22 protein-coding genes and 1 tRNA gene are annotated in these 18,770 nt (G+C 46.7%); 11 read left to right on the top strand and 12 right to left on the bottom strand.

What is annotated here, in order from left to right; genetic code table 11:
• The first annotated feature begins 51 nt into the window (after positions 1-51).
• Both VC159_RS06270 and VC159_RS06275 read left to right on the top strand, forming a co-directional pair.
• Complete coding sequence (locus tag VC159_RS06270; RefSeq protein WP_215360111.1) at positions 52-519, top strand: DUF1348 family protein; 468 nt, start codon at positions 52-54, stop codon at positions 517-519.
• Entirely contained in the window at positions 509-1,102 is a 594-nt protein-coding gene (locus tag VC159_RS06275; protein ID WP_215360109.1) for a nitroreductase, read from the top strand. The genes VC159_RS06270 and VC159_RS06275 overlap by 11 nt, the downstream gene beginning before the upstream one ends.
• Positions 1,103-1,324: 222 nt before the next feature.
• Here the strand turns inward: VC159_RS06275 and VC159_RS06280 are convergent.
• Both VC159_RS06280 and VC159_RS06285 read right to left on the bottom strand, forming a co-directional pair.
• Positions 1,325-1,419: transfer RNA gene (locus tag VC159_RS06280), tRNA-Ser, on the bottom strand.
• A 72-nt stretch (positions 1,420-1,491) separates the two neighbouring features.
• Positions 1,492-2,742 carry an aspartate kinase gene (locus VC159_RS06285; RefSeq protein WP_215360107.1) on the bottom strand — a complete coding sequence of 417 codons (1,251 nt, stop codon included), beginning with the start codon at positions 2,740-2,742 and terminating at the stop codon, positions 1,492-1,494.
• Positions 2,743-2,913: 171 nt separating this feature from the next.
• Between VC159_RS06285 and VC159_RS06290 the strand changes: the two genes are divergently transcribed.
• Together VC159_RS06290 and VC159_RS06295 are read left to right on the top strand one after the other, a co-directional pair.
• Positions 2,914-3,198 carry a hypothetical protein gene (locus tag VC159_RS06290; RefSeq protein ID WP_215360106.1) on the top strand — a complete coding sequence of 95 codons (285 nt, stop codon included), beginning with the start codon at positions 2,914-2,916 and terminating at the stop codon, positions 3,196-3,198.
• Positions 3,192-3,485: a type II toxin-antitoxin system RelE/ParE family toxin gene (locus VC159_RS06295; protein ID WP_215360104.1), complete on the top strand. Its 294-nt coding sequence runs from the start codon at positions 3,192-3,194 to the stop codon at positions 3,483-3,485. Before VC159_RS06290 ends, VC159_RS06295 begins: the two co-directional genes overlap by 7 nt.
• Here VC159_RS06295 and tilS read toward each other — a convergent pair.
• The 4 genes from tilS to cysS are packed head-to-tail and all read right to left on the bottom strand — an operon-like array spanning position 3,475 to position 7,830.
• Entirely contained in the window at positions 3,475-4,788 is a 1,314-nt protein-coding gene (gene tilS, locus VC159_RS06300) for a tRNA lysidine(34) synthetase TilS (protein WP_215360102.1), read from the bottom strand. The two genes, VC159_RS06295 and tilS, sit on opposite strands and share 11 nt — an antisense overlap.
• Entirely contained in the window at positions 4,754-5,725 is a 972-nt protein-coding gene (locus tag VC159_RS06305) for an acetyl-CoA carboxylase carboxyltransferase subunit alpha (protein WP_215360100.1), read from the bottom strand. Before VC159_RS06305 ends, tilS begins: the two co-directional genes overlap by 35 nt.
• 9 nt (positions 5,726-5,734) lie before the next feature.
• Positions 5,735-6,409, bottom strand: a complete 675-nt coding sequence (locus VC159_RS06310; RefSeq protein ID WP_215360098.1) for a DNA-3-methyladenine glycosylase family protein — start codon at positions 6,407-6,409, stop codon at positions 5,735-5,737.
• Positions 6,409-7,830 carry a cysteine--tRNA ligase gene (gene cysS / locus VC159_RS06315; protein WP_215360096.1) on the bottom strand — a complete coding sequence of 474 codons (1,422 nt, stop codon included), beginning with the start codon at positions 7,828-7,830 and terminating at the stop codon, positions 6,409-6,411. Before cysS ends, VC159_RS06310 begins: the two co-directional genes overlap by 1 nt.
• A 60-nt stretch (positions 7,831-7,890) precedes the next feature.
• Here cysS and VC159_RS06320 point away from each other — a divergent pair, with 60 nt between their 5' ends.
• Genes VC159_RS06320 through VC159_RS06330 form a run of 3 tightly spaced genes read left to right on the top strand, consistent with a single transcriptional unit; the run spans position 7,891 to position 10,059 of the window.
• Complete coding sequence (locus VC159_RS06320) at positions 7,891-8,805, top strand: tetratricopeptide repeat protein (RefSeq protein WP_215360094.1); 915 nt, start codon at positions 7,891-7,893, stop codon at positions 8,803-8,805.
• Positions 8,777-9,280, top strand: coding sequence for a peptidylprolyl isomerase (locus tag VC159_RS06325; RefSeq protein WP_215360092.1), 504 nt, complete (start codon positions 8,777-8,779; stop codon positions 9,278-9,280). The genes VC159_RS06320 and VC159_RS06325 overlap by 29 nt, the downstream gene beginning before the upstream one ends.
• Positions 9,277-10,059, top strand: coding sequence for a UDP-2,3-diacylglucosamine diphosphatase (locus VC159_RS06330; RefSeq protein ID WP_215360090.1), 783 nt, complete (start codon positions 9,277-9,279; stop codon positions 10,057-10,059). The genes VC159_RS06325 and VC159_RS06330 overlap by 4 nt, the downstream gene beginning before the upstream one ends.
• A 33-nt stretch (positions 10,060-10,092) precedes the next feature.
• On the opposite strand, the gene VC159_RS06335 is transcribed toward VC159_RS06330, so the two are convergent.
• Positions 10,093-10,881, bottom strand: coding sequence for an inositol monophosphatase family protein (locus VC159_RS06335; RefSeq protein WP_215360088.1), 789 nt, complete (start codon positions 10,879-10,881; stop codon positions 10,093-10,095).
• A 140-nt stretch (positions 10,882-11,021) separates the two neighbouring features.
• Here VC159_RS06335 and VC159_RS06340 point away from each other — a divergent pair, with 140 nt between their 5' ends.
• A complete protein-coding gene (locus tag VC159_RS06340) occupies positions 11,022-11,774 on the top strand; it encodes an RNA methyltransferase (RefSeq protein ID WP_215360086.1) in 753 nt (250 codons plus the stop codon).
• 23 nt (positions 11,775-11,797) lie between these two features.
• Positions 11,798-12,562, top strand: a complete 765-nt coding sequence (cysE, locus tag VC159_RS06345; protein ID WP_215360084.1) for a serine O-acetyltransferase — start codon at positions 11,798-11,800, stop codon at positions 12,560-12,562.
• A 96-nt stretch (positions 12,563-12,658) separates the two neighbouring features.
• Here the strand turns inward: cysE and VC159_RS06350 are convergent, their stop codons facing one another.
• Entirely contained in the window at positions 12,659-13,258 is a 600-nt protein-coding gene (locus VC159_RS06350; RefSeq protein WP_215360372.1) for an FKBP-type peptidyl-prolyl cis-trans isomerase, read from the bottom strand.
• Between the two features lie 162 nt (positions 13,259-13,420).
• On the opposite strand from VC159_RS06350, the gene VC159_RS06355 reads away from it, so the two are divergent.
• On the top strand, positions 13,421-14,545 hold the full coding sequence (locus VC159_RS06355) for a cupin domain-containing protein (RefSeq protein WP_251367803.1): 1,125 nt from the start codon (positions 13,421-13,423) through the stop codon (positions 14,543-14,545).
• 110 nt (positions 14,546-14,655) lie between these two features.
• A complete protein-coding gene (locus VC159_RS06360) occupies positions 14,656-14,829 on the top strand; it encodes a hypothetical protein (protein WP_215360080.1) in 174 nt (57 codons plus the stop codon).
• A gap of 61 nt (positions 14,830-14,890) precedes the next feature.
• Here the strand turns inward: VC159_RS06360 and bamC are convergent, their stop codons facing one another.
• The 4 genes from bamC to VC159_RS06380 form a co-directional block, all read right to left on the bottom strand.
• Positions 14,891-16,042, bottom strand: coding sequence for an outer membrane protein assembly factor BamC (bamC, locus tag VC159_RS06365; protein WP_215360078.1), 1,152 nt, complete (start codon positions 16,040-16,042; stop codon positions 14,891-14,893).
• Complete coding sequence (gene dapA, locus VC159_RS06370; RefSeq protein ID WP_215360370.1) at positions 16,039-16,911, bottom strand: 4-hydroxy-tetrahydrodipicolinate synthase; 873 nt, start codon at positions 16,909-16,911, stop codon at positions 16,039-16,041. Before dapA ends, bamC begins: the two co-directional genes overlap by 4 nt.
• Positions 16,912-16,988: 77 nt before the next feature.
• Positions 16,989-17,552 (bottom strand): class I SAM-dependent methyltransferase, encoded by a 564-nt coding sequence (locus VC159_RS06375; RefSeq protein WP_251367802.1) that lies wholly within the window; start codon positions 17,550-17,552, stop codon positions 16,989-16,991.
• A 9-nt stretch (positions 17,553-17,561) separates the two neighbouring features.
• Positions 17,562-18,764, bottom strand: coding sequence for a tryptophan--tRNA ligase (locus VC159_RS06380; RefSeq protein WP_215360077.1), 1,203 nt, complete (start codon positions 18,762-18,764; stop codon positions 17,562-17,564).
• Between the last annotated feature and the right edge of the window lie 6 nt (positions 18,765-18,770).

An 18,770-nucleotide genomic window follows, 5' to 3' on the forward strand; every position in this document is an offset into this window, starting at 1 on the left:
TGCAAATCCCTGTTTATTCTTATTATTCCGAAAGATTAACCGCAAAGTACTATGGAACAAAAACTACCCCTACCCCCTTTTACTAAAGAAACAGCAATTCAAAAAATTCGAATGGCTGAAGATGCTTGGAATACAAGAGATCCCGAGAAGGTTTCCCTGGTTTATACGGAAGATACTATTTGGCGAAATCGGGCTGAATTCCCTAAAGGCAGAGAACAAGTCAAAGAGTTTCTTCGCCGCAAATGGGCCAAGGAGCTTGACTACCGCCTGATTAAGGAATTATGGGCATTTACAGATAACCGCATTGCGGTTCGTTTTGCCTACGAATGTCATGATGACTCTGGTAACTGGTCGCGAAGCTTTGGTAATGAGAATTGGGAGTTCAATGAAAATGGTTTCATGATGAGACGTTTCGCTAGCATCAATGATTTACCCATTAAAGAATCTGACCGAAAGTTTTTTTGGCCCCTAGGAAGAAGGCCTGATGACCATCCAGGACTAAGTGATTTTGGCTTCTGATAATTTAGATTCACTCGGAGGCTTTGCTCATGCGCTGATCCATAGTCGCCAGCATGTTTCTCCTAAAAGACTGATTGCACCAGGCCCTAACCTACCCCAGAAATTAGAAATTTTGAATGCGGCTGGAGCCGCTCCCGACCATGGAAAGGTAACGCCTTGGCACTTTTATGAAGTCAGTCCCGAAAGTCGTAATTTATTAGGTGACTTATTTGCAGACGCACTCATAGCAAGAGACCCAAGCGCAACGCTAACTCAAATTGATGAAGCAAAGCAGAAAGCTTTTCGAGGCCCCTTGCTTTTATTGGCAACCGCTAAGCTGAACAATGAACTTGACAATATTCCCGAGCAAGAAAAACTCATCTCCGCAGGGTGTGCAATTCAAAATATTTTGCTAATGGCTAATGCTTTAGGATTTGGCTCAGGACTATCAAGCGGTAAGGCTCTTTACAGCCAAAAGATGAGGGAATTATTTTTATTTAAAGATAAAGAGGAGCCTCTGTGCTTCATCACTATCGGCACTATCTCGGTTCATAAGCCCAATAAGCATAGGCCTGATGCAAATTTTTACAGTTCAGTTTTCTAGCTGAATCTATTGAACTTTTTTAGCTTCTCAACAATTAATTAACCATGCCATCAAGGTGTGCTGAGTAATCGTTAGCTTAAATTGCATTAGCCACACATCCGGAATCAAATATTGCTTGAGTGGTAAGCGTACTGGTAAGCGGGAGTAATAAAGAAAAAGCCCCGTTTATGGGGCTAAGTCATTGATGCATATAGTGAAAAACAGAAAAAATGCCAAAAGTGCTGGCGGAGACGAGAGGATTCGAACCTCCGATCAGAGTTTTAGCCCCGATGCTCCCTTAGCAGGGGAGTGCCTTCGACCAGCTCGGCCACGTCTCCGTACTTCTTACTATTACAACGCCCCACAGTTTAACGGATAACCGCTTCTGAGGGGTTTATTACGCTTTTTAGTTACTTCTGGTCCAGCTCAAATGCCTTGTGCAAGGCGCGTACAGCCAATTCCATGTATTTCTCATCAATGACCACAGAGATCTTGATTTCGCTAGTAGAGATCATCAAGATATTGATGCCCTCTTCCGACAAAGTGCGGAACATCTTGCTGGCGATACCAACATGGGAACGCATACCAACACCAACAACTGAAACCTTAGAGACTTTTGGATCGCCAGAGATTTCTTTTGCCTCAATATGCGCTTGCACAGTGTTCTTGAGCAAGTCCAATGCTTTTTGATAATCAGCACGCGGCACTGTGAAAGTAAAGTCTGTTTTACCCTCAACTGATTGGTTCTGAATAATCATATCCACATCAATATTGGCATCCGCAATCGGACCAAGAATTTGATATGCAATACCTGGACGATCAGGAACTCCAAGAACGGTAATCTTCGCTTCATCACGCGCAAAGGCGATGCCGGAAATAACTGCGGCTTCCATAGTGCTGTCCTCTTCAAATGTAATCAAGGTGCCCGACTTCATCTCAATGTCTAAAGGCATCAATGGGTCTGTCAATGAAGACAGAACCCGGGTTTTAACTTTGTACTTACCAGCAAATTCCACTGAACGGATCTGCAATACCTTTGAACCTAAGCTTGCCATTTCTAGCATCTCTTCAAAAGTAATCTTATCTAAGCGACGTGCATCTTCACAAACACGGGGGTCAGTTGTGTACACACCATCAACGTCTGTGTAGATTAAGCACTCATCGGCTTTCAGGGCTGCTGCCATCGCTACTGCTGATGTATCAGAACCACCGCGACCTAGCGTGGTGATATTGCCGTTAGGATCAACACCCTGGAAACCAGTAACAACAACTGCACGACCAGCATTCAGGTCTTTGAGAATCTTGTCGCTCTCAATGCTCTTAATACGCGCTTTAGTAAATGCAGAATCCGTGTGGACTGTTACTTGCCAACCAGCGTAACTCACTGCATCGATACCCTCACGGATTAATGCCAGAGCTAATAAGCCAGAACTAACCTGCTCACCAGTAGATGCAATTTGATCTAACTCGCGTGGGTTTGCATCCGGGTTGATTTCTTTTGCAAGGCCGAGCAAGCGATTGGTTTCGCCAGACATAGCCGAGGGCACGACCACCACTTGGTGGCCTGCACGCATCCATTTGGCAACGCGCTTGGCAACATTGGCAATGCGCTCAGTTGAACCCATTGAGGTGCCGCCGTACTTATGAACGATAAGAGCCATAAAAACCGTCTATTTAACTATCTGTAACAAGGAAATGAATCCTTGGAGGTCTAAAAAGGGCTTATTTTACAGGGTTTTGTAGGGCTTAAGACCAACTCGTTGACTTTGCTCTAGTGCCGGTTTAGCATGGTGTTACTTTAGTGTTACCTTAATGTTTCCTTTGGAGCTTCCATGAGCCCTGTAAGTACGACCTCCCTCAAACTCACTGATGAAATCAAGCTCCAAGCAGCTAATGCCGCCAAAGATCTTGGCATTACTACACACGCCTTTATGGTGGAAGCAATTAAGCAAGCAAGCATCAATGCGGAATTGCGAAGATCTTTTATTGAAGACGCTAACAATGCTCGCAAGGAGGCTTTACAAGAAGGTAAAGTGCATGATGCAGAAAAAGTCTTCAAACATTTAAAAGCGCGCATTGCCGGTAAGAAGTCAACCTTGAAAGCAGCGAATTGGTAAGAATTGTTTTCTCCCCAAGAGCCCTATTAGATCTCGAGAGACTTACTGACTTTTTAGTTGAAAGTGATAAAAATGCTGCTCTAGTTACTTTAGAAATTATTGAGAGCGCAGTTCAGATATTGTCTGAACACCCTTACATCGGTCGCACCTGCGATGCCCACATCAGAGAGTTAATTATCTCCCGCGGAAAGTCTGGTTACGTAGCGCTATACAGCTTTGATGAAACTAAAAATGCCGTGCTCATTTGCACCATACGTCATCAAAAAGAATCTGGGATTACGCCTTAGTCCAAATTGGCAGGACACGCTTGCCAGCCGAAGTCAGATGTGGGTAACTAAGCCCAATACCTGCCACCGCGATCAATTCATCATTGATATAGAGCAAGGGTGCCTGACGCTCCCAGGGTGGTATATCAGCCTCCTGGTAGAGGTTTTTAAGGGTTTTACGGGGCGTCTTAGGCTTAATCTGGATTTTCTCCGAGCCTAAGCGCTCTCTAAGGGTGATTTGATTATTCTTTTGGGCAGCTTTTACCCAATCTGCAGGAAGGCCCAATTGCCTGGAATTCGCTGGCAATGATTTGAGAACCCAACGCCCTTCTTCTGAATTGGGTACTTGCAGTGCCCCACGCCATAGGTAGATTTTTCTCTCATCATGCAACCACTCTAATTTGGCATCTACCTTGACTTTAGCAAGATCGCGCCACCAAGCTTGAAGACGCTCTTGAGATGGCATCGCCAACTGTTGCGTTTGCAACCAATAGCGCAAGACATTGTTTGCTGCCGGTAAATCATCTTTAGCAAGAGCTAGTAATAGGCTTACTTTCAATTGATCTTTAATGAGAATACTTTTGCCATCTTGTGTTGCCAGTCGGTTAAGCAGTGTTTGCGCTTCGCCAAGAAGCTCTGCACTGCGCGCCATATTGGCTAATGCTTCTGGTTGAATCTTTTCTAGTGCTGGAATAATTCTTTTACGGACGGCATTACGGCGATATTTTGTATCTTGATTGCTGGGATCTTCAATCCATTGGAGCTTATGCTCTTTTGCGTAAGCCTCAAGCTCTTGTCTACTTTGATTTAAAAGTGGTCGCCATAGGGTGGGAGTTTGATTGCTTGAAACTCCCCTACTGGTTGGCATACCAGACAAGCCAGCTACGCCCGAGCCACGCAGGAGCTGCAGGAGAACGGTTTCTGCTTGATCGTTTTGGTGATGAGCCAAGAGTAAATCTTCGATTCCATATTCTTCACACAGGTCGGCGAGCGCCTCGTAACGACCTGCTCTTGCCCTTGCCTCAACATTACCCTGTTCATTGGAATTATCTAAATGCAGAAGGCGAAAATCAAAATGGATCTTGTATTTTTTTGCCAAGTTCTCACAAAAGATTAACCAGTCATCCGCTGGCTTTTGTAAACCATGATGGATATGGAATGCGTAGATTTGGTCTTTGGCTTGGTTTTTGTTTTGTGTAGTTGCTTTAGCTTGTGCCTTACAAACCATGTCAAGCAACACAACCGAATCGAGGCCGCCACTGAGGGCAACCGCAATTCGTTTTCCTAGCTTAGGACTTTGCTGTGATTTCCTTGAACTTGCCATAGCTCATCAAACGCTCATGACGACGCTCAAGCAATGCGTCTACTTTCATGCCATCAAACGTCTTTAAAGATTCAGTAAGTGCTTTGCGCATATTGCTCATCATATTGTCGTAATCACGATGTGCACCACCAATAGGCTCAGCAACGATCTTATCGATTAGACCCAAAGCCTTTAAGCGCTGAGCTGTGAGGCCCAGCTGCTCAGCGGCCTCAGGAGCCTTATCGGCAGTCTTCCAGAGGATAGAGGCGCAGCCTTCAGGCGAGATTACTGAGTAAGTGGAGTTCTGCAACATTAAGACCACATCGCCCATAGCAATTGCTAACGCACCACCGGAACCACCTTCACCAATAATGGTGGCGATGATTGGAACCTCAAGCTCTGCTTGCACAAACAAATTGCGACCAATCGCTTCAGACTGATTGCGCTCTTCTGCATCAATACCAGGGAATGCGCCTGGGGTATCAACAAAAGTAAATACCGGAATGCCAAACTTTTCTGCAAGGCGCATGAGGCGCATTGCTTTGCGATAACCTTCTGGACGACTCATACCAAAGTTTCGGAGAGCGCGCTCTTTGGTATCGCGACCCTTTTGATGACCAATCACCATGCAGGGCTGATTTTCAAAACGGGCTAATCCAGCGATGATCGATTGGTCATCTGCAAAAGTACGATCACCGTGAAGCTCATGAAAGTCGGTAAATAAGGCACCAACATAATCTAGCGTGTATGGACGCTGAGGATGACGCGCTACTTGTGAGACCTGCCAAGGGGTGAGATTGGCATAAACATCTTTTGTTAATTGCTGGCTTTTTTCGGCGAGCGTTTTGATCTCATCGGAGATGTCTACCGATGACTCATCTTGCACAAAACGCAGCTCTTCAATCTTTGACTCTAATTCGGCGATTTGCTGCTCAAAATCCAGGAAAGTCGTTTTCATAGTCTGATTTTAATATTCAACCGGGACGGGGTCGATACTTCTCCACATATACCAAGTGGCAACCGTACGCCACGGGGCCCAATTGGCCGCCACCTCCCTAGCCTCATGGCGGCTAACAGGCTCGCCACTGAAGTAATTGAGGGAAATAGCCTTAATTAGACCAACATCGTCTAGAGGGAGGATATTAGGGCGAACCATATTAAAAATGAGGAACATTTCAGCAGTCCAGCGGCCAATTCCCCGAATAGCGCTTAATTCTTTGATCACGCTCTCATCATCCATATCCTTCCACTGATTGGCATGGAGGCGACCGGAATCAAAGTGATCCGCCAAATCGCGGATGTACTCTACCTTGCGTCCAGATAATCCAGCGGCGCGCAACTCCTCTACAGAGAGGGCAAGGATATTTTTAGGGGTGACTTTCTTTTTGCTAGCGGCAACCACTCTATTCCAAACAGATTGGGCCGCTGCCACTGAAATCTGCTGCCCCACAATCGATCTCGCCAAAGTATTAAATGAATCGCCGCGTGTCACTAAAAATCCAGATCCAATTTTAGGAATCAGTTTTTTCAGAATACGATCGTGCTTCATCAATTCCTTGCAAGCCTGCTCCCAATAGTCTGGAGCAATTTCTTGCAAGATTGATTCTGCTTTTTCTACTTTTATTTCTTTTACTACAGTCATTAAGCCCTACGCCATTCTGTTAAGCCGCCGGGTTTATCTTCCAGAACAATTCCTTGCTCTAATAATGTCTTACGAATTGAGTCCGCTTGGGCAAAATCTTTTGCCTGTTTAGCGGCTACACGTGCAGCGATACGCTCTTCAATTTGTGCAGGACTTAAGCCATCCTGATCTTTGGAGCCTGCTTGCAAAAATGCGGTTGGATCACGCTGCAAGAAATTCAGGGAAGCGCCGAGAGCCTTCATTGTATTGGCGAGTAATTGCTTTTCATCACCTTGCGCGCGGTTGACTTCGCTGGCCAGGTCAAACAAGACTGCAATCGCTTCAGGTGTATTGAAATCATCATTCATGGCATCCGCAAAACGCTTAGCCCATGGATTATGTGGATCTAGATTAATTGATTGGGCTTTTGGGGCTTGAGCCAATGCGGTATATAGACGACCAAGGCCTGAGCGCGCCTCTTCTAGTTGTGCATCGCTGTAATTAATCGGGCTACGGTAATGTGCCTTCAGCATGAAGAAACGCAATACTTCTGGATCAAAGCTTTTTAAGACATCTCGTATTAAAAAGAAGTTGCCCAATGACTTGGACATTTTCTCTTCATTCACCCGAATGTGGCCGTTATGCATCCAGTAGTTAACGAAGGGGGCATCATCTTCTTTACGGTCTTTGCCATACAAAGCGCCTTCGCTTTGCGCAATTTCATTTTCGTGGTGCGGGAATTGCAAATCGGCACCGCCACCATGAATATCAAAATGCTCGCCCAGTAAGTCACAAGACATTGCTGAGCACTCAATATGCCAGCCTGGACGGCCTTCGCCCCAGGGCGATTTCCAGCGAGTATCAGCCGGCTCTTCTGCTTTAGCACTTTTCCATAAAACAAAATCCAGTGGGTCACGTTTGCCATCACCCACTGCCACCCGCTCACCAGCATGTAATTCATCAAGCGACTTACCAGATAGCTGACCATAACGTGGCAATAAACGCACCGCAAAATTGACATCACCATCATTAGCTTGATAAGCCAATTCGTTTTCAATAAGCCTGCCAATCATGCCCTGCATTTGGGCGATGTAATCGGTAGCGCGCGGCTCTTGATCGGGATGCATTAAACCCAACTCATCCGAGTCGGCATGCATCGCATCGATAAAGCGATTGGTTAATACAGAAATAGGTTCGCCATTCTCAATGGCACGATTGATGATTTTGTCATCAATATCGGTGATATTGCGCACATAAAGCACTTCATAACCGCTAGCCCTAAGCCAACGAACCACCATATCAAAGACGATCATGACCCTGGCATGGCCAATATGACAAAAGTCATAAACCGTCATGCCGCAGACGTACATCTTGACCTTGCCCGGCACTATGGGCTTAAAGACCTGTTTAGAACGGCTAAGGGTGTTATAGATTTGCAGCATAGGGCTATAAAGGTGGGGCAAGTAGCGCCAATTTGTTAGACTGAGCGCTGAGTATATCGAATGAGCCCGTTTCACACCCCTTCCTCTATGCCCCACAACGCCCCAGCGCCACACCTTGCCCTGAATAAGGTCTTAGTCCCAGCTTTTGCCACTTTGGTATCACTGGTACTTATGACAGGCTGCAGCACGCCTGCCCAGCAACGTGCCGATGCTGAAATTCAGGCATTAAATGCCCAGGAAATGAAGTCAGGCCAAATGGCTCCACAACCCTATTTAGGCGGTTACAGCCCAACTGATCCCCCTAGGTTATCGGCGGATATGGGCTATGACCCATTAAACCCAGAGTTATCGGAGACCGTTGGCGTCCCATTTTTATCCTTCTTGATTATTGAGCCGGATCCCATCACCAAAAATGCGGTGCCATCCGATGTAGAAAAACTGATCAAGGCACGAAAATACCAAGATGCGGTTACCCAAATCAATATGGATCTCAAGAAGACACCACGCAATGTGCAATTGCGTTTTGTAAAAGCCCGCTTACAAATTGAGATGCGCCAATTCGATCAAGCGAAAAAAACCTTGATTGAAATTACCCAGCAGTTCCCTGAATTACCAGAACCCTATAACAATCTTGCCGCGATAGCTGCCAACCAAGGTCAATGGATTGAAGCGCGAGATTATTTAGAGCTTGCATTAAAGCTGCGTCCTAGCTATGCCATTGCCTCAGCTAATTTGGGTGAGATCTATATTCGCCTTGGCGCTCAAGCGTATGAAGACGCTGCGAAAAATGCAACGCTGAATCAGCGTCAATACTCCAACCGCGCTAAAGCACTCTTAGATGTGCTCAAGCCCCCTGCAAAGCGCCCCGTTAATCGCGCCCTCAATTCTGCAGATTCTCTGCCTAGCAATACTCCATCCACTAACCCTCTAGAAAGTAGACCTAATAATGGCGAAAGTACTCTTAAAAACCAATAAGGGTGAGATCACCCTCACTCTTGACGCAGCTAAGGCACCGAAAAGTGTTGCTAACTTTTTGCAGTATGTAAAAAGCGGTCATTACGATGGCACGATTTTCCACCGCGTCATTGATAACTTTATGGTGCAAGGCGGCGGCATGACTGCCGGCATGAAGCAAAAGCCAACAGGTGCAGAAATTGAAAACGAAGCCAATAATGGCCTTAAGAATGATCGCTACACTGTAGCCATGGCGCGTACCAGCGACCCTCATTCTGCAACCGCTCAATTCTTCATCAATGTGAATGACAACGATTTCTTAAACCACACTGCTCCGAATGCCCAAGGCTGGGGTTATGCGGTATTCGGAAAAGTTACTGGCGGCATGGATGTTGTTGACACCATTCGCAAAGTCAAAACTGGTAGCTCCGGCTTTCACCAAGATGTTCCTGCTGAAGATGTTGTGATTGAGAAGGCTACTGTTCTCGAGGAATGATTCCGCAACACGCGAGCGCGCTGCTCATATCAGACTTACACCTCACGCCGTCAATGCCCTTGACGGCGCAACGCTTTTTTGACTTCTGTGAAAAAGACGCCCCTAAAGTTGAGGCTGTATTTATTCTAGGTGACTTATTTGAGTATTGGGTTGGTGACGATGCATCCGCATCCTCACCTTTTCAACAAGAAGTTCAGCGTGCCATCGCCAATCTTTCTGCCAAAGTAAAAACGTATTACATCCATGGCAATCGAGATTTTTTAATCGGCAAAAGTTTTATTAAAAAGACTGGCATGACGCTCTTGCCAGACCCTAGCGTAGTCGAATTAGCTTCACACAAATGGGTCTTAGCCCATGGTGATGCTTTATGTACCGCAGACTTTGGCTATCAGGTATTTCGTAGTTGGGTTAGAAAACCTTGGGTGCAAAAACTCTTTTTAACCTTGCCCGTCAATTGGCGCAGAGGTGTTGCCCAACATTTACGTAGCAATAGCCATAGCCAATATCAAACACAGCAACGCTCGGCTGCAAGTCAACTCAAAATGGATGTCACGCGAGAAGCTTGTGCAACTGTGATGAAAGATCAATCTGGAGACAGATTGATTCATGGGCATACTCACTTGCCAGCCCATCATGAAGAATCTTTGGATACCCAGGCTTGGCAGCGCTGGGTTTTATCTGACTGGGATCTCGATCACCCTGAGAGCCTTCACCCTCGGGCAAGCGCCCTACTGATCGATAGTGCTGGAGCGCGCTATCTCGACCTCATTAAGCACTAAGCACTACTGACTTCTCGAGTCGAGAAATGTCTATTAAGAAACTGAGTACTTAGAGAGCGACTGCACCATCTGCGCAAAGATGCGTGGATTAGCAGCCATGACTTCACCGCTTTTCAGAAAGCCTTCTTCGCCGCGATAGTTACCAATCAGTCCGCCCGCTTCAGTGATCAGCAAAGCACCAGCAGCCATGTCCCATGGTTTGAGATCGCTCTCAAAAAATCCATCGTAACGACCAGCTGCTACATAAGCCAAATCCAATGATGCAGCACCTGGGCGACGCAAGCCCGCGCATTGACGTGACATTTCGGCAAAGATCTTTAAATACTTTTCTAAGTCCTGGTCTTCACGATATGGAAAGCCAGTACCGAGTAAAGAATTTGCCAAGCGATCTTGAGTGGCTACACGTAAACGCCGACGATCCAAATATGCGCCCGCACCACGGGTAGCGGTGAATAACTCATCACGTGTTGGGTCATAAACTACGGCTTGTTGAGTCACGCCATTGACTGCGAGCGCAATCGAAACCGCATACTGCGGAAAGCCGTGAATGAAATTAGTTGTGCCATCGAGTGGATCAATGATCCATACGTTTTCTGCATCGGCATTGTGCCCGCCTGTTTCTTCAGCTAAAAATCCATGAGTTGGATAGGCTTCGCTAAGCGTTTCAATGATGGCCGCTTCTGCGGCTTTGTCCACCTCGGTGACGAAATCGTTGTGTTGCTTACGGTCAACTTGCAAGCGCTCCAAATTCAAAGAAGCACGATTAATGACTGTTCCAGCGCGACGGGCGGCCTTGACGGCCACATTTAACATGGGATGCATAGTATTGATGGACAAATTAAATAAGAACAAGCTCCTTGTAATGCCTGCAAAAAGGAAAATTGCGTGACAATACGAAGCTAACAGACTGATTCTAAACGATTAGCATCTATTACCCCCTATAAACACCCCCATTGGCATTGATGAATATCGACAAATCTGAACTACTGCGCTGGGTTTTAGTCGAAACCAGTCACCCAGGAAATGTGGGTTCTGCTGCTCGCGCCCTTAAAACGATGGGCTTTAGCGACCTGCGCCTTATTAATCCTAAGATCAAGGGTGTAGCAACAAATCCCGATGCAATCGCTCTAGCCAGCGGTGCGGCAGATATCCTTGAGTGCTCCTCAGAAACCAGCTCCCTATCTTCCGCCGTAGAGGGTTGCTCACTAGTTTTAGGCTTAACCAGCCGTGATCGAGAATTTGGCCCGCCAGCCTTAGACTGGGAGACCGCTCGGACCTTAATAGCCGATACGACATCAGTAGGAGGACAGGTTGCCCTGCTCTTTGGTCCAGAAAGAACTGGCTTGGATAACGATCATTTGGCCTTATGCACCCATAGAGTCTGGTTAGATGCCAATCCGGACTACCCGTCTCTTAACCTGGCACAGGCAATTATGGTCTGCGCCTACACCCTTAGGGAAACACTCTCCCGGCATTTGGGCGGGCGAAATGCCTTATCTAGCCGGGAAGAAATGGCTGATTTTGCCGACCCTGCGGCCGTTGCAGCGATGGTGGAACATTGGCGCGAAGGTTTGGAAGCAATTGGGTATTTAGATCCAGCCAACCCCAAGAAACTGATGCCCCGTATTCAAGCGCTGTTTGCTCGTAGCCGCCTTCATAAAGAAGAGATTGATCTGCTGCGCGGTATTGCAAAACAGATGCTCCTGAGAAAATAAGCGCATCCCGTTAAAATCAAGCTATGTCAAATCCCTTATTCGACCAAGTCGACTCCATTATTGCCAGAGACCCAGCAGCCCGGAATCGTCTCGAGGTCATCACTTGCTACCAAGGCTTGCATGCAGTTTGGCTGCATCGCATCTCCCATTTTCTGTGGAATCTTGGTCTGAAATGGCTTGCCCGTGTGCTGTCCATGTTTGCGCGTTTTTTCACGGGGATAGAAATTCATCCTGGCGCAAAGATTGGTCGCCGAGTATTTCTGGATCATGGACTTGGCATTGTGATTGGCGAGACCACAGAAATTGGTGATGACTGCACGATTTATCAAGGCGTTACCTTGGGCGGTACTTCGCTTTATAAAGGCGTTAAACGCCACCCTACTCTTGGTAAAGGTGTTGTGGTCAGTGCTGGTGCAAAAGTTCTCGGTGGATTTACTGTAGGCGATGGCGCACGCGTTGGATCCAATGCCGTAGTACTAAAAGAAATTCCTGCGGGTGCGACTGCTGTTGGTATTCCTGCGCGCATCCTGCATCCAGATTTACCGCAAAGTCCTGATAGCAAAACAAAAGAATATTTTTCTGCTTATGGAGTGACACCGAATGTAGATGATCCTGTATCAATGGCACTCAAAGGTTTAATTGATGCCACGATCGAACAGGAAGCCAAGATTGCAGCGCTAGAGAAGGCATTAGCCAAGTTAAGCAACACCCCTGCTGGCATTGATGCTGAAGGCTCTAGTGATACCAAACGCGACCTTGATGCGATTAAACAGTGGTTGAGAGAATAGTGATTCTTAGTTACCCCTTGGGGTCATGCAGAAGAAATAATGTATAAAAAAAAGGAATAGCATGCTATTCCTTTTTTTATGCAGGTCTGGTATTGATTAATGCAGCGTACGTGGGCCAGTGCTATCACCACCTAATGCACCACCTGGAAATTCTTCATCCTCATCATCGCCCTCATCATTAGGCATCCCAAATGAAAAGCTTTCGCCGCCTTCTGGATGACGATTTTCAATTTCATCATCAGTAGCTGCGCGAACATCTTCAACTTGAACCCAAAAACGTAATGCCATGCCTGCTAAGGGATGATTGCCATCTAACACGACCTGACTATCTGCAACATCAGTAACTGTATAAATTAAAGGTTCATCATCTTCAGGGTCATCTACTGTCGTATCTTCATCGGCATCAGGAACCCCTTCAAACTGCATCCCCACTTCTAAGGGCTCAGGGAAACGGGTGCGTGGCTCGATCTTTAACAACTCAGGATCATATTCACCAAAGGCTTCACTTGGCTCTAGCTGAATCGTTGCCTCATAACCGATATCTTGGCCATCAAGCAGAGTCTCAATTTTAGGAAAAGTGCCTTCATAACCACCGTGCAGGTATACCATCGGAGAATCAGGTTCCTCGATGACATTGTTTTGCGCATCGGTTAACTTATAGCGAAGGGATACGATAGTATTTTTTTCAATCTTCATGCGGAATTTGTCGAACATTCGTTTTTAATCAGTTTCTAAACAGCTTTTTACTTTATGACCTCATTTTACTTGAGCAAACCCTATGAACCGCCTCAGGCTCCCTCAAAACTCCCTTTAGGCGAGCCCTGGGCCTTATTTGGGGGTATTAGCCCAGACCAGTTCATGGCACGATATTGGCATAAAAAGCCTCTTCTCATCCGCGGGGCGATTCCGGCATTTGCCCTTTCGGCTCACGCCGGTGGACTCCTGGATAGCCCAATTCCCACCAAAGAGTTACTCAAATTTGCCCTGCAAGATGAGGTAGAGGCTCGCTTGGTTAAATCCAATCCATGGAGTTTTGATAGCGGACCGTTTACTAAAAGGGCAATTCCATCGATCGACAAGCCCGACTGGACTTTATTGCTTCAAGGAATGGAGGCCCATCATCCAGCAGCTGCAAACATTCTGTCTTGGTTCCGCTTTATTCCTGATGCGCGCTTAGATGACTTAATGATTAGCATTGCTGGTATTGGAGGCGGTGTTGGCCCCCACTTTGATTCTTACGACGTCTTCCTGATTCAAATGTCTGGTAGAAGGCAGTGGAAAATTTCAGAACAAAAAGATCTGAGCCTCAACCCTAATCTACCGCTAAAAATTCTGCGTAACTTTAAACCTGAGCAGGAGTGGACGCTAGAGCCTGGCGATATGTTGTATTTACCGCCTCATGTTGCTCATGATGGCATTGCACTAGATGCAGGTTGCCAAACATGGTCTGTTGGATTTCGTTCCCCCAGCTTTAAAGAATTACTGCAAGAAGGTTTGTGGCGCCTAGCCGAATCTTTGGAAGATATTCCCGCCCTAGAGAGCAAGTTTGCAGATCCTAAACAAGGCGCAACTCATAGTGCAGAGCAATTGCCCGAAGAGCTCATCAAACAACTAGGCTCAAAGCTCAAAGAGCTAAAACTAGACCAAATTGATGGATTTTTACCTGGGATTACCGCCTATCTATCAGAACCCAAACAACAAGCCCTTTTTGACGCCCCCGATAGACCCCTAAAACCGAATGCATTCCTTAAGAAACTTGGGTCTAACAGACTTCTCCCCCATGCACAAACCCGTATTCTGAGCCTTGGAAAACAGGTGTATTGCAATGGAGAATCCATGACCCAGGGACAAGCTCCCGATATTCTTTCGGCCTGGCAGAGCCTCTCGGCACATAAAGAACTCAGGGTGGGCAAACTCAAACAGCTTGGTCAATCCAGCCTTTATGAGGCTTATTTAGCCGGATGGTTGGTTTTTGAACACTGAATACGGAGATGGATATAATATTTACTGGAAACTACTTAGGGGCAATCCCTCGGTATATCCAAAGAACAATTACCGGTAATTGTTATTAATTTTTTTAAAGGAATTTACAAATGAAGAAGTCACTCGTATTCGCTGCTATGTTAGCAATCGCCTTGGCCGCTTGCGGTAAAAAAGAAGAAGCAAAACCTGCTGAAGCTCCTGCTGCTGCTCCAGCTGCTCCTGCTGCTGAAGCTCCTGCTGCTGCTCCAGCTCCAGCTGCTCCTGCTGCTGACGCTAAGAAGTAATCTTCTTCATGAAGAAAAAAAGCCGCTGAAAAGCGGCTTTTTTATTTGTCTTCAATAACTACTACCTTGTTAGTTGCTCCGTTAACAAAGTCAGCAATTGATAACCAGCAGGCGTATTTTCTGGCTTACCATCAGCGTTCTGCACATAAACATTTGCAGAATTCTCGCCAGTACTCTTCACAAGTACCTGATATTTTTTAGCCTTCATACCCGAATCATCTTTACTGCTAAAGAGATTAGAGAAGAAGCCCTTGGTGTCGCCCAAGTCCTTCGGATTAACGTAACGAACATAGTAAACACCAGTGGAACGATTGCGATCTTCAACAGTGAAGTTCGAGCGGTCCAATGCCAATCCAATATCGCGCCATGAACGATCAAAGCCAGTGGCTAGCTCGATGTAACCCTGATTGCTGCCCTCTTGCACAAACTTCGCTTTGGGGGTTTTAGGGCTTAGAGGAGCCGCAACCATTGCCCTGGCTTGCTCTTGAGTCATTCCCAAGCGCTCCATCAAGCGCGCCAAGAAAACAGCCTCTAACTCAGGATCATTGGGGCGCGGTGTCCAAAGAGTGGATATGCATGCTCCCCCCGGAGTATCGGTTACACATTTTTCAATCATGCCGCGATGGGTAATGTAAATCTCAGTCTCGCCAGGTTTGGATAGCTCTAAGCGTGTTTTGTATTTGTCCCGCTCACCAGTGTCATAGATTGAGTCTACTGCGCTGCCAACGACGGAGCGAATCCAATCTTGCGGGATCTTGGCGCGATTTTCAGCCCAATCGGTTTCCATAATTCCAGTAGATGGTGAGTCGATCACCAATAAGAAGCCATTCTCTTGCCAAAAATCTTTTACTTGCGGATAGAGTTCGGGGGCTGGTTTTTCAACTACCAGCCAACGACGCTCGCCATCACGAGCAATCCGCATCCCCGGAATACCAGTCATAACATTACTACGGATCTGTACCGATTTCTTGACAGCAGCATTGTATTCAGACATCGTGGCCGTTCCATCTTGAACAATATAACGGCGATCAGCCTGAGCGGTAATCAAGTCTGGAGGATAGGATAAATTTGGGCCACGCACAGCGCCCGCGCTCTTATAGTCAACGGTATCGTTACTGGTAACCGTCTTACACGCAGTCAATACAGCAGAACCGATAACGATTAAAATCAGAATCGAAAAATGTCGACGGGATAGTTGGAGCAAATTCATCATAGTAGGTTGGCCTGTTTTAGCGCTGCCTTCAAAGGCTCACGCAAAGAATTGCTTAAAGGTGTTAATGGCAAACGAATGCCTGCAGTGATCTTGCCCATTTCGTGTAATGCCCACTTCACTGGGATTGGGTTAGCCTCTGTGAACATGGCTTTATGGACTGCAATCAATTGATATTGAATTTCACGGGTTCTTTTCACATCATCTGACATAGCTGCTACGCAGAGCTCATGCATCAAACGCGGAGCAATATTGGCCGTGACAGAAATGTTTCCCTTGCCACCCATCAACATCAACATGGCTGCAGTCAGATCGTCGCCTGAAAATACGGAGAAGTCTTGATGTCCAGCACGCTTGAGATCATTAATCAATAAGGTGCCACGCTCTAAGCTACCTGTTGCCTCTTTAATACCAATAATGCCTGGCACACCCGCTAAACGGACGACCGTATCGCCAGCCAAATCAGCAACCGTTCTGCCAGGAACGTTATACAAAATCACTGGCAAATCAACCGACTCAGCAATCTTCTTAAAGTGAGCAAACATGCCATCTTGCGTTGGCTTGTTGTAATACGGTACTACCTGCAAGCTGGCATCCGCGCCAACCTGCTTAGCAAATTGAGTTAATTCAATCGCTTCAATCGTAGAGTTACCGCCAGTGCCAGCAATCACTGGAATACGTCCAGCAATCTGCTCCACTGTCACGCGAATGAGCTCGCAATGCTCTTCAACAGAAACTGTTGGAGACTCACCGCTAGTACCAACAATCACAATGCCGTCAGTACCTTCAGACACATGCCAATCCAACAAGGAACGCAAGCTAGCGTAATCCAAGCTGCCATCTTCGAACATGGGAGTCACGATAGCCGGCATACTGCCAGCGATGGGCTTTTTGCTACCTTTGGAATGAGCTGTATTTGTCACCGAATATGCACCGATTTTTAGCTGTCTTAACCCTGAAATTGTAACGGAATGCGCTGTTTTAGCTCACCTTTTACCGCGCACAGGCGCTGAACCATAGCTGGTTTGGGTTGATCTACGTAAATATCCTCATAAGCCACTACCTTAAGACCATGACGGGAGGCAAAAGTGAGCAATTCCCCTGGATTTAGCAGGAAATTGGGGTTAGATGGCTTACCAAATTCTTCATTCCCCAGGGCGAAGGTTTCATAGATTAAAACACCGTCCTGCTGAAGCATTTTGGGCAATTGGTCTAAGTGCGGACGATAGAGGTAGTTTGTCACTACGATCGCACTGAACTCCGAACCTATCAGAGGCCAATCAGCCTGTTCAAGATTGAGATGCTTTGGAGTGATTAAAGGGTTACCAACAGAACCTACTGCTGCGACATCTTGATCAACCGCCAAGACATCATGACCCATGCTTGCCAATAACTCAGAGTGTCGCCCTGATCCGCAAGCTAAATCCAGTACCACCCCACCCTTTGGAATGAGGGGTACAAATCTCCTTACCCAAGGAGAGGCATTCAAAATGGCATCGTGCGGGCTAGGCAAGATTAAGACTCAATCGTAAGCAAGGCCCATTGCTTCGCGAACCTCACGCATAGTTTCTTGGGCAACCTTGCGTGCCTTGTCGCAACCATCAGCAATGATGGAACGCAGCAAACTAGGGTCATCCAAATACTTCTGAGCACGCTCAAACATCGGCTGCTGCTCAGCCAAAATTGAATCGATTACCGGTTGCTTACACTCGAGGCATCCAATACCAGCAGATTTACAACCCTTATCAACCCACTGTTTCGTTTCTTCATTGGAGTAAACAGTATGCAGTTGCCATACGGGGCACCGTGCCGGGTCTCCGGCATCAGTTCTTCTGACGCGCGCCGGATCAGTTGGCATCGTACGAATCTTCTTAATGACATCATCGGGATTTTCGCGAATGCTAATGGTGTTGCCGTAGGACTTCGACATCTTTTGCCCATCAATACCAGGCATACGTGATGCTGTTGTGAGTAATGCTTGTGGCTCAGGCAGAATAATTTTGCGAGCGCCTTCTAAAAAGCCAAAGAGTCTTTCGCGATCAGCCATCGATAAACTCTGCGCTTCTTGCAGCAATGCTTTAGCCTGCTCCAACGCCTCTTCATCACCGCGCTCTTGGAAGGCCACTCGTAATTCTGCATACATTTTGGCGCGCTTGCTGCCTAATTTTTTAACTGCCTCTAAAGCTTTTTCTTCAAAACCGGGTTCGCGTCCGTATAAATAATTAAAGCGGCGCGCCACTTCACGAGTCATCTCTACGTGTGGCACCTGATCTTCACCAACTGGCACCAACTGTGCGCGATACATCAATATGTCAGCCGCCTGCAGCAATGGATAACCCAAGAAACCATAAGTTTGGAGATCTTTTTCCTTGAGTTTCTCAATTTGATCTTTATAGGTAGGTACCCGCTCAAGCCAGCCCAGCGGGGTTCCCATGGAGAGCAATAAAAACAGTTCAGCGTGCTCAGGCACTTTACTTTGAATGAACAAAGTAGCCTGATTTGGATCAACGCCCGTTGCCAACCAATCAATCACCATATCCCATACAGACTGCTCAATGACATCCGGAGTCTCGTAATGAGTAGTTAATGCATGCCAATCAGCCACAAAAAAGAAGCATGGATACTCTGACTGCAAGCGCACCCAGTTCTTTAATACACCATGGTAGTGACCCAAGTGCAAGCTACCGGTTGGTCGCATGCCAGAGAGAACGCGTTCAGCAAACATCTGTAT

Origin of the sequence: Polynucleobacter sp. JS-JIR-II-c23 (assembly GCF_035011225.1) — a bacterium.
In the GTDB taxonomy this organism is placed as follows: Bacteria; Pseudomonadota; Gammaproteobacteria; order Burkholderiales; family Burkholderiaceae; genus Polynucleobacter.

Bases quoted from the DNA above. Each gene is read 5' to 3' on its own strand.
- VC159_RS06305 (WP_215360100.1), bottom strand. From the start codon at position 5,725: ATGAAAACGACTTTCCTGGATTTTGAGCAGCAAATCGCCGAATTAGAG.
- VC159_RS06340 (WP_215360086.1), top strand. From the start codon at position 11,022: ATGAATATCGACAAATCTGAACTACTGCGCTGGGTTTTAGTCGAAACC.
- VC159_RS06320 (WP_215360094.1), top strand. From the start codon at position 7,891: ATGAGCCCGTTTCACACCCCTTCCTCTATGCCCCACAACGCCCCAGCG.
- VC159_RS06355 (WP_251367803.1), top strand. From the start codon at position 13,421: ATGGCACGATATTGGCATAAAAAGCCTCTTCTCATCCGCGGGGCGATT.
- tilS (WP_215360102.1), bottom strand. From the start codon at position 4,788: ATGGCAAGTTCAAGGAAATCACAGCAAAGTCCTAAGCTAGGAAAACGA.
- VC159_RS06290 (WP_215360106.1), top strand. From the start codon at position 2,914: ATGAGCCCTGTAAGTACGACCTCCCTCAAACTCACTGATGAAATCAAG.
- dapA (WP_215360370.1), bottom strand. From the start codon at position 16,911: ATGCCGGCTATCGTGACTCCCATGTTCGAAGATGGCAGCTTGGATTAC.
- bamC (WP_215360078.1), bottom strand. From the start codon at position 16,042: ATGATGAATTTGCTCCAACTATCCCGTCGACATTTTTCGATTCTGATT.
- VC159_RS06325 (WP_215360092.1), top strand. From the start codon at position 8,777: ATGGCGAAAGTACTCTTAAAAACCAATAAGGGTGAGATCACCCTCACT.
- VC159_RS06360 (WP_215360080.1), top strand. From the start codon at position 14,656: ATGAAGAAGTCACTCGTATTCGCTGCTATGTTAGCAATCGCCTTGGCC.
- cysE (WP_215360084.1), top strand. From the start codon at position 11,798: ATGTCAAATCCCTTATTCGACCAAGTCGACTCCATTATTGCCAGAGAC.
- VC159_RS06335 (WP_215360088.1), bottom strand. From the start codon at position 10,881: ATGCATCCCATGTTAAATGTGGCCGTCAAGGCCGCCCGTCGCGCTGGA.
- cysS (WP_215360096.1), bottom strand. From the start codon at position 7,830: ATGCTGCAAATCTATAACACCCTTAGCCGTTCTAAACAGGTCTTTAAG.
- VC159_RS06270 (WP_215360111.1), top strand. From the start codon at position 52: ATGGAACAAAAACTACCCCTACCCCCTTTTACTAAAGAAACAGCAATT.
- VC159_RS06380 (WP_215360077.1), bottom strand. From the start codon at position 18,764: ATGTTTGCTGAACGCGTTCTCTCTGGCATGCGACCAACCGGTAGCTTG.
- VC159_RS06350 (WP_215360372.1), bottom strand. From the start codon at position 13,258: ATGAAGATTGAAAAAAATACTATCGTATCCCTTCGCTATAAGTTAACC.
- VC159_RS06285 (WP_215360107.1), bottom strand. From the start codon at position 2,742: ATGGCTCTTATCGTTCATAAGTACGGCGGCACCTCAATGGGTTCAACT.
- VC159_RS06330 (WP_215360090.1), top strand. From the start codon at position 9,277: ATGATTCCGCAACACGCGAGCGCGCTGCTCATATCAGACTTACACCTC.
- VC159_RS06310 (WP_215360098.1), bottom strand. From the start codon at position 6,409: ATGACTGTAGTAAAAGAAATAAAAGTAGAAAAAGCAGAATCAATCTTG.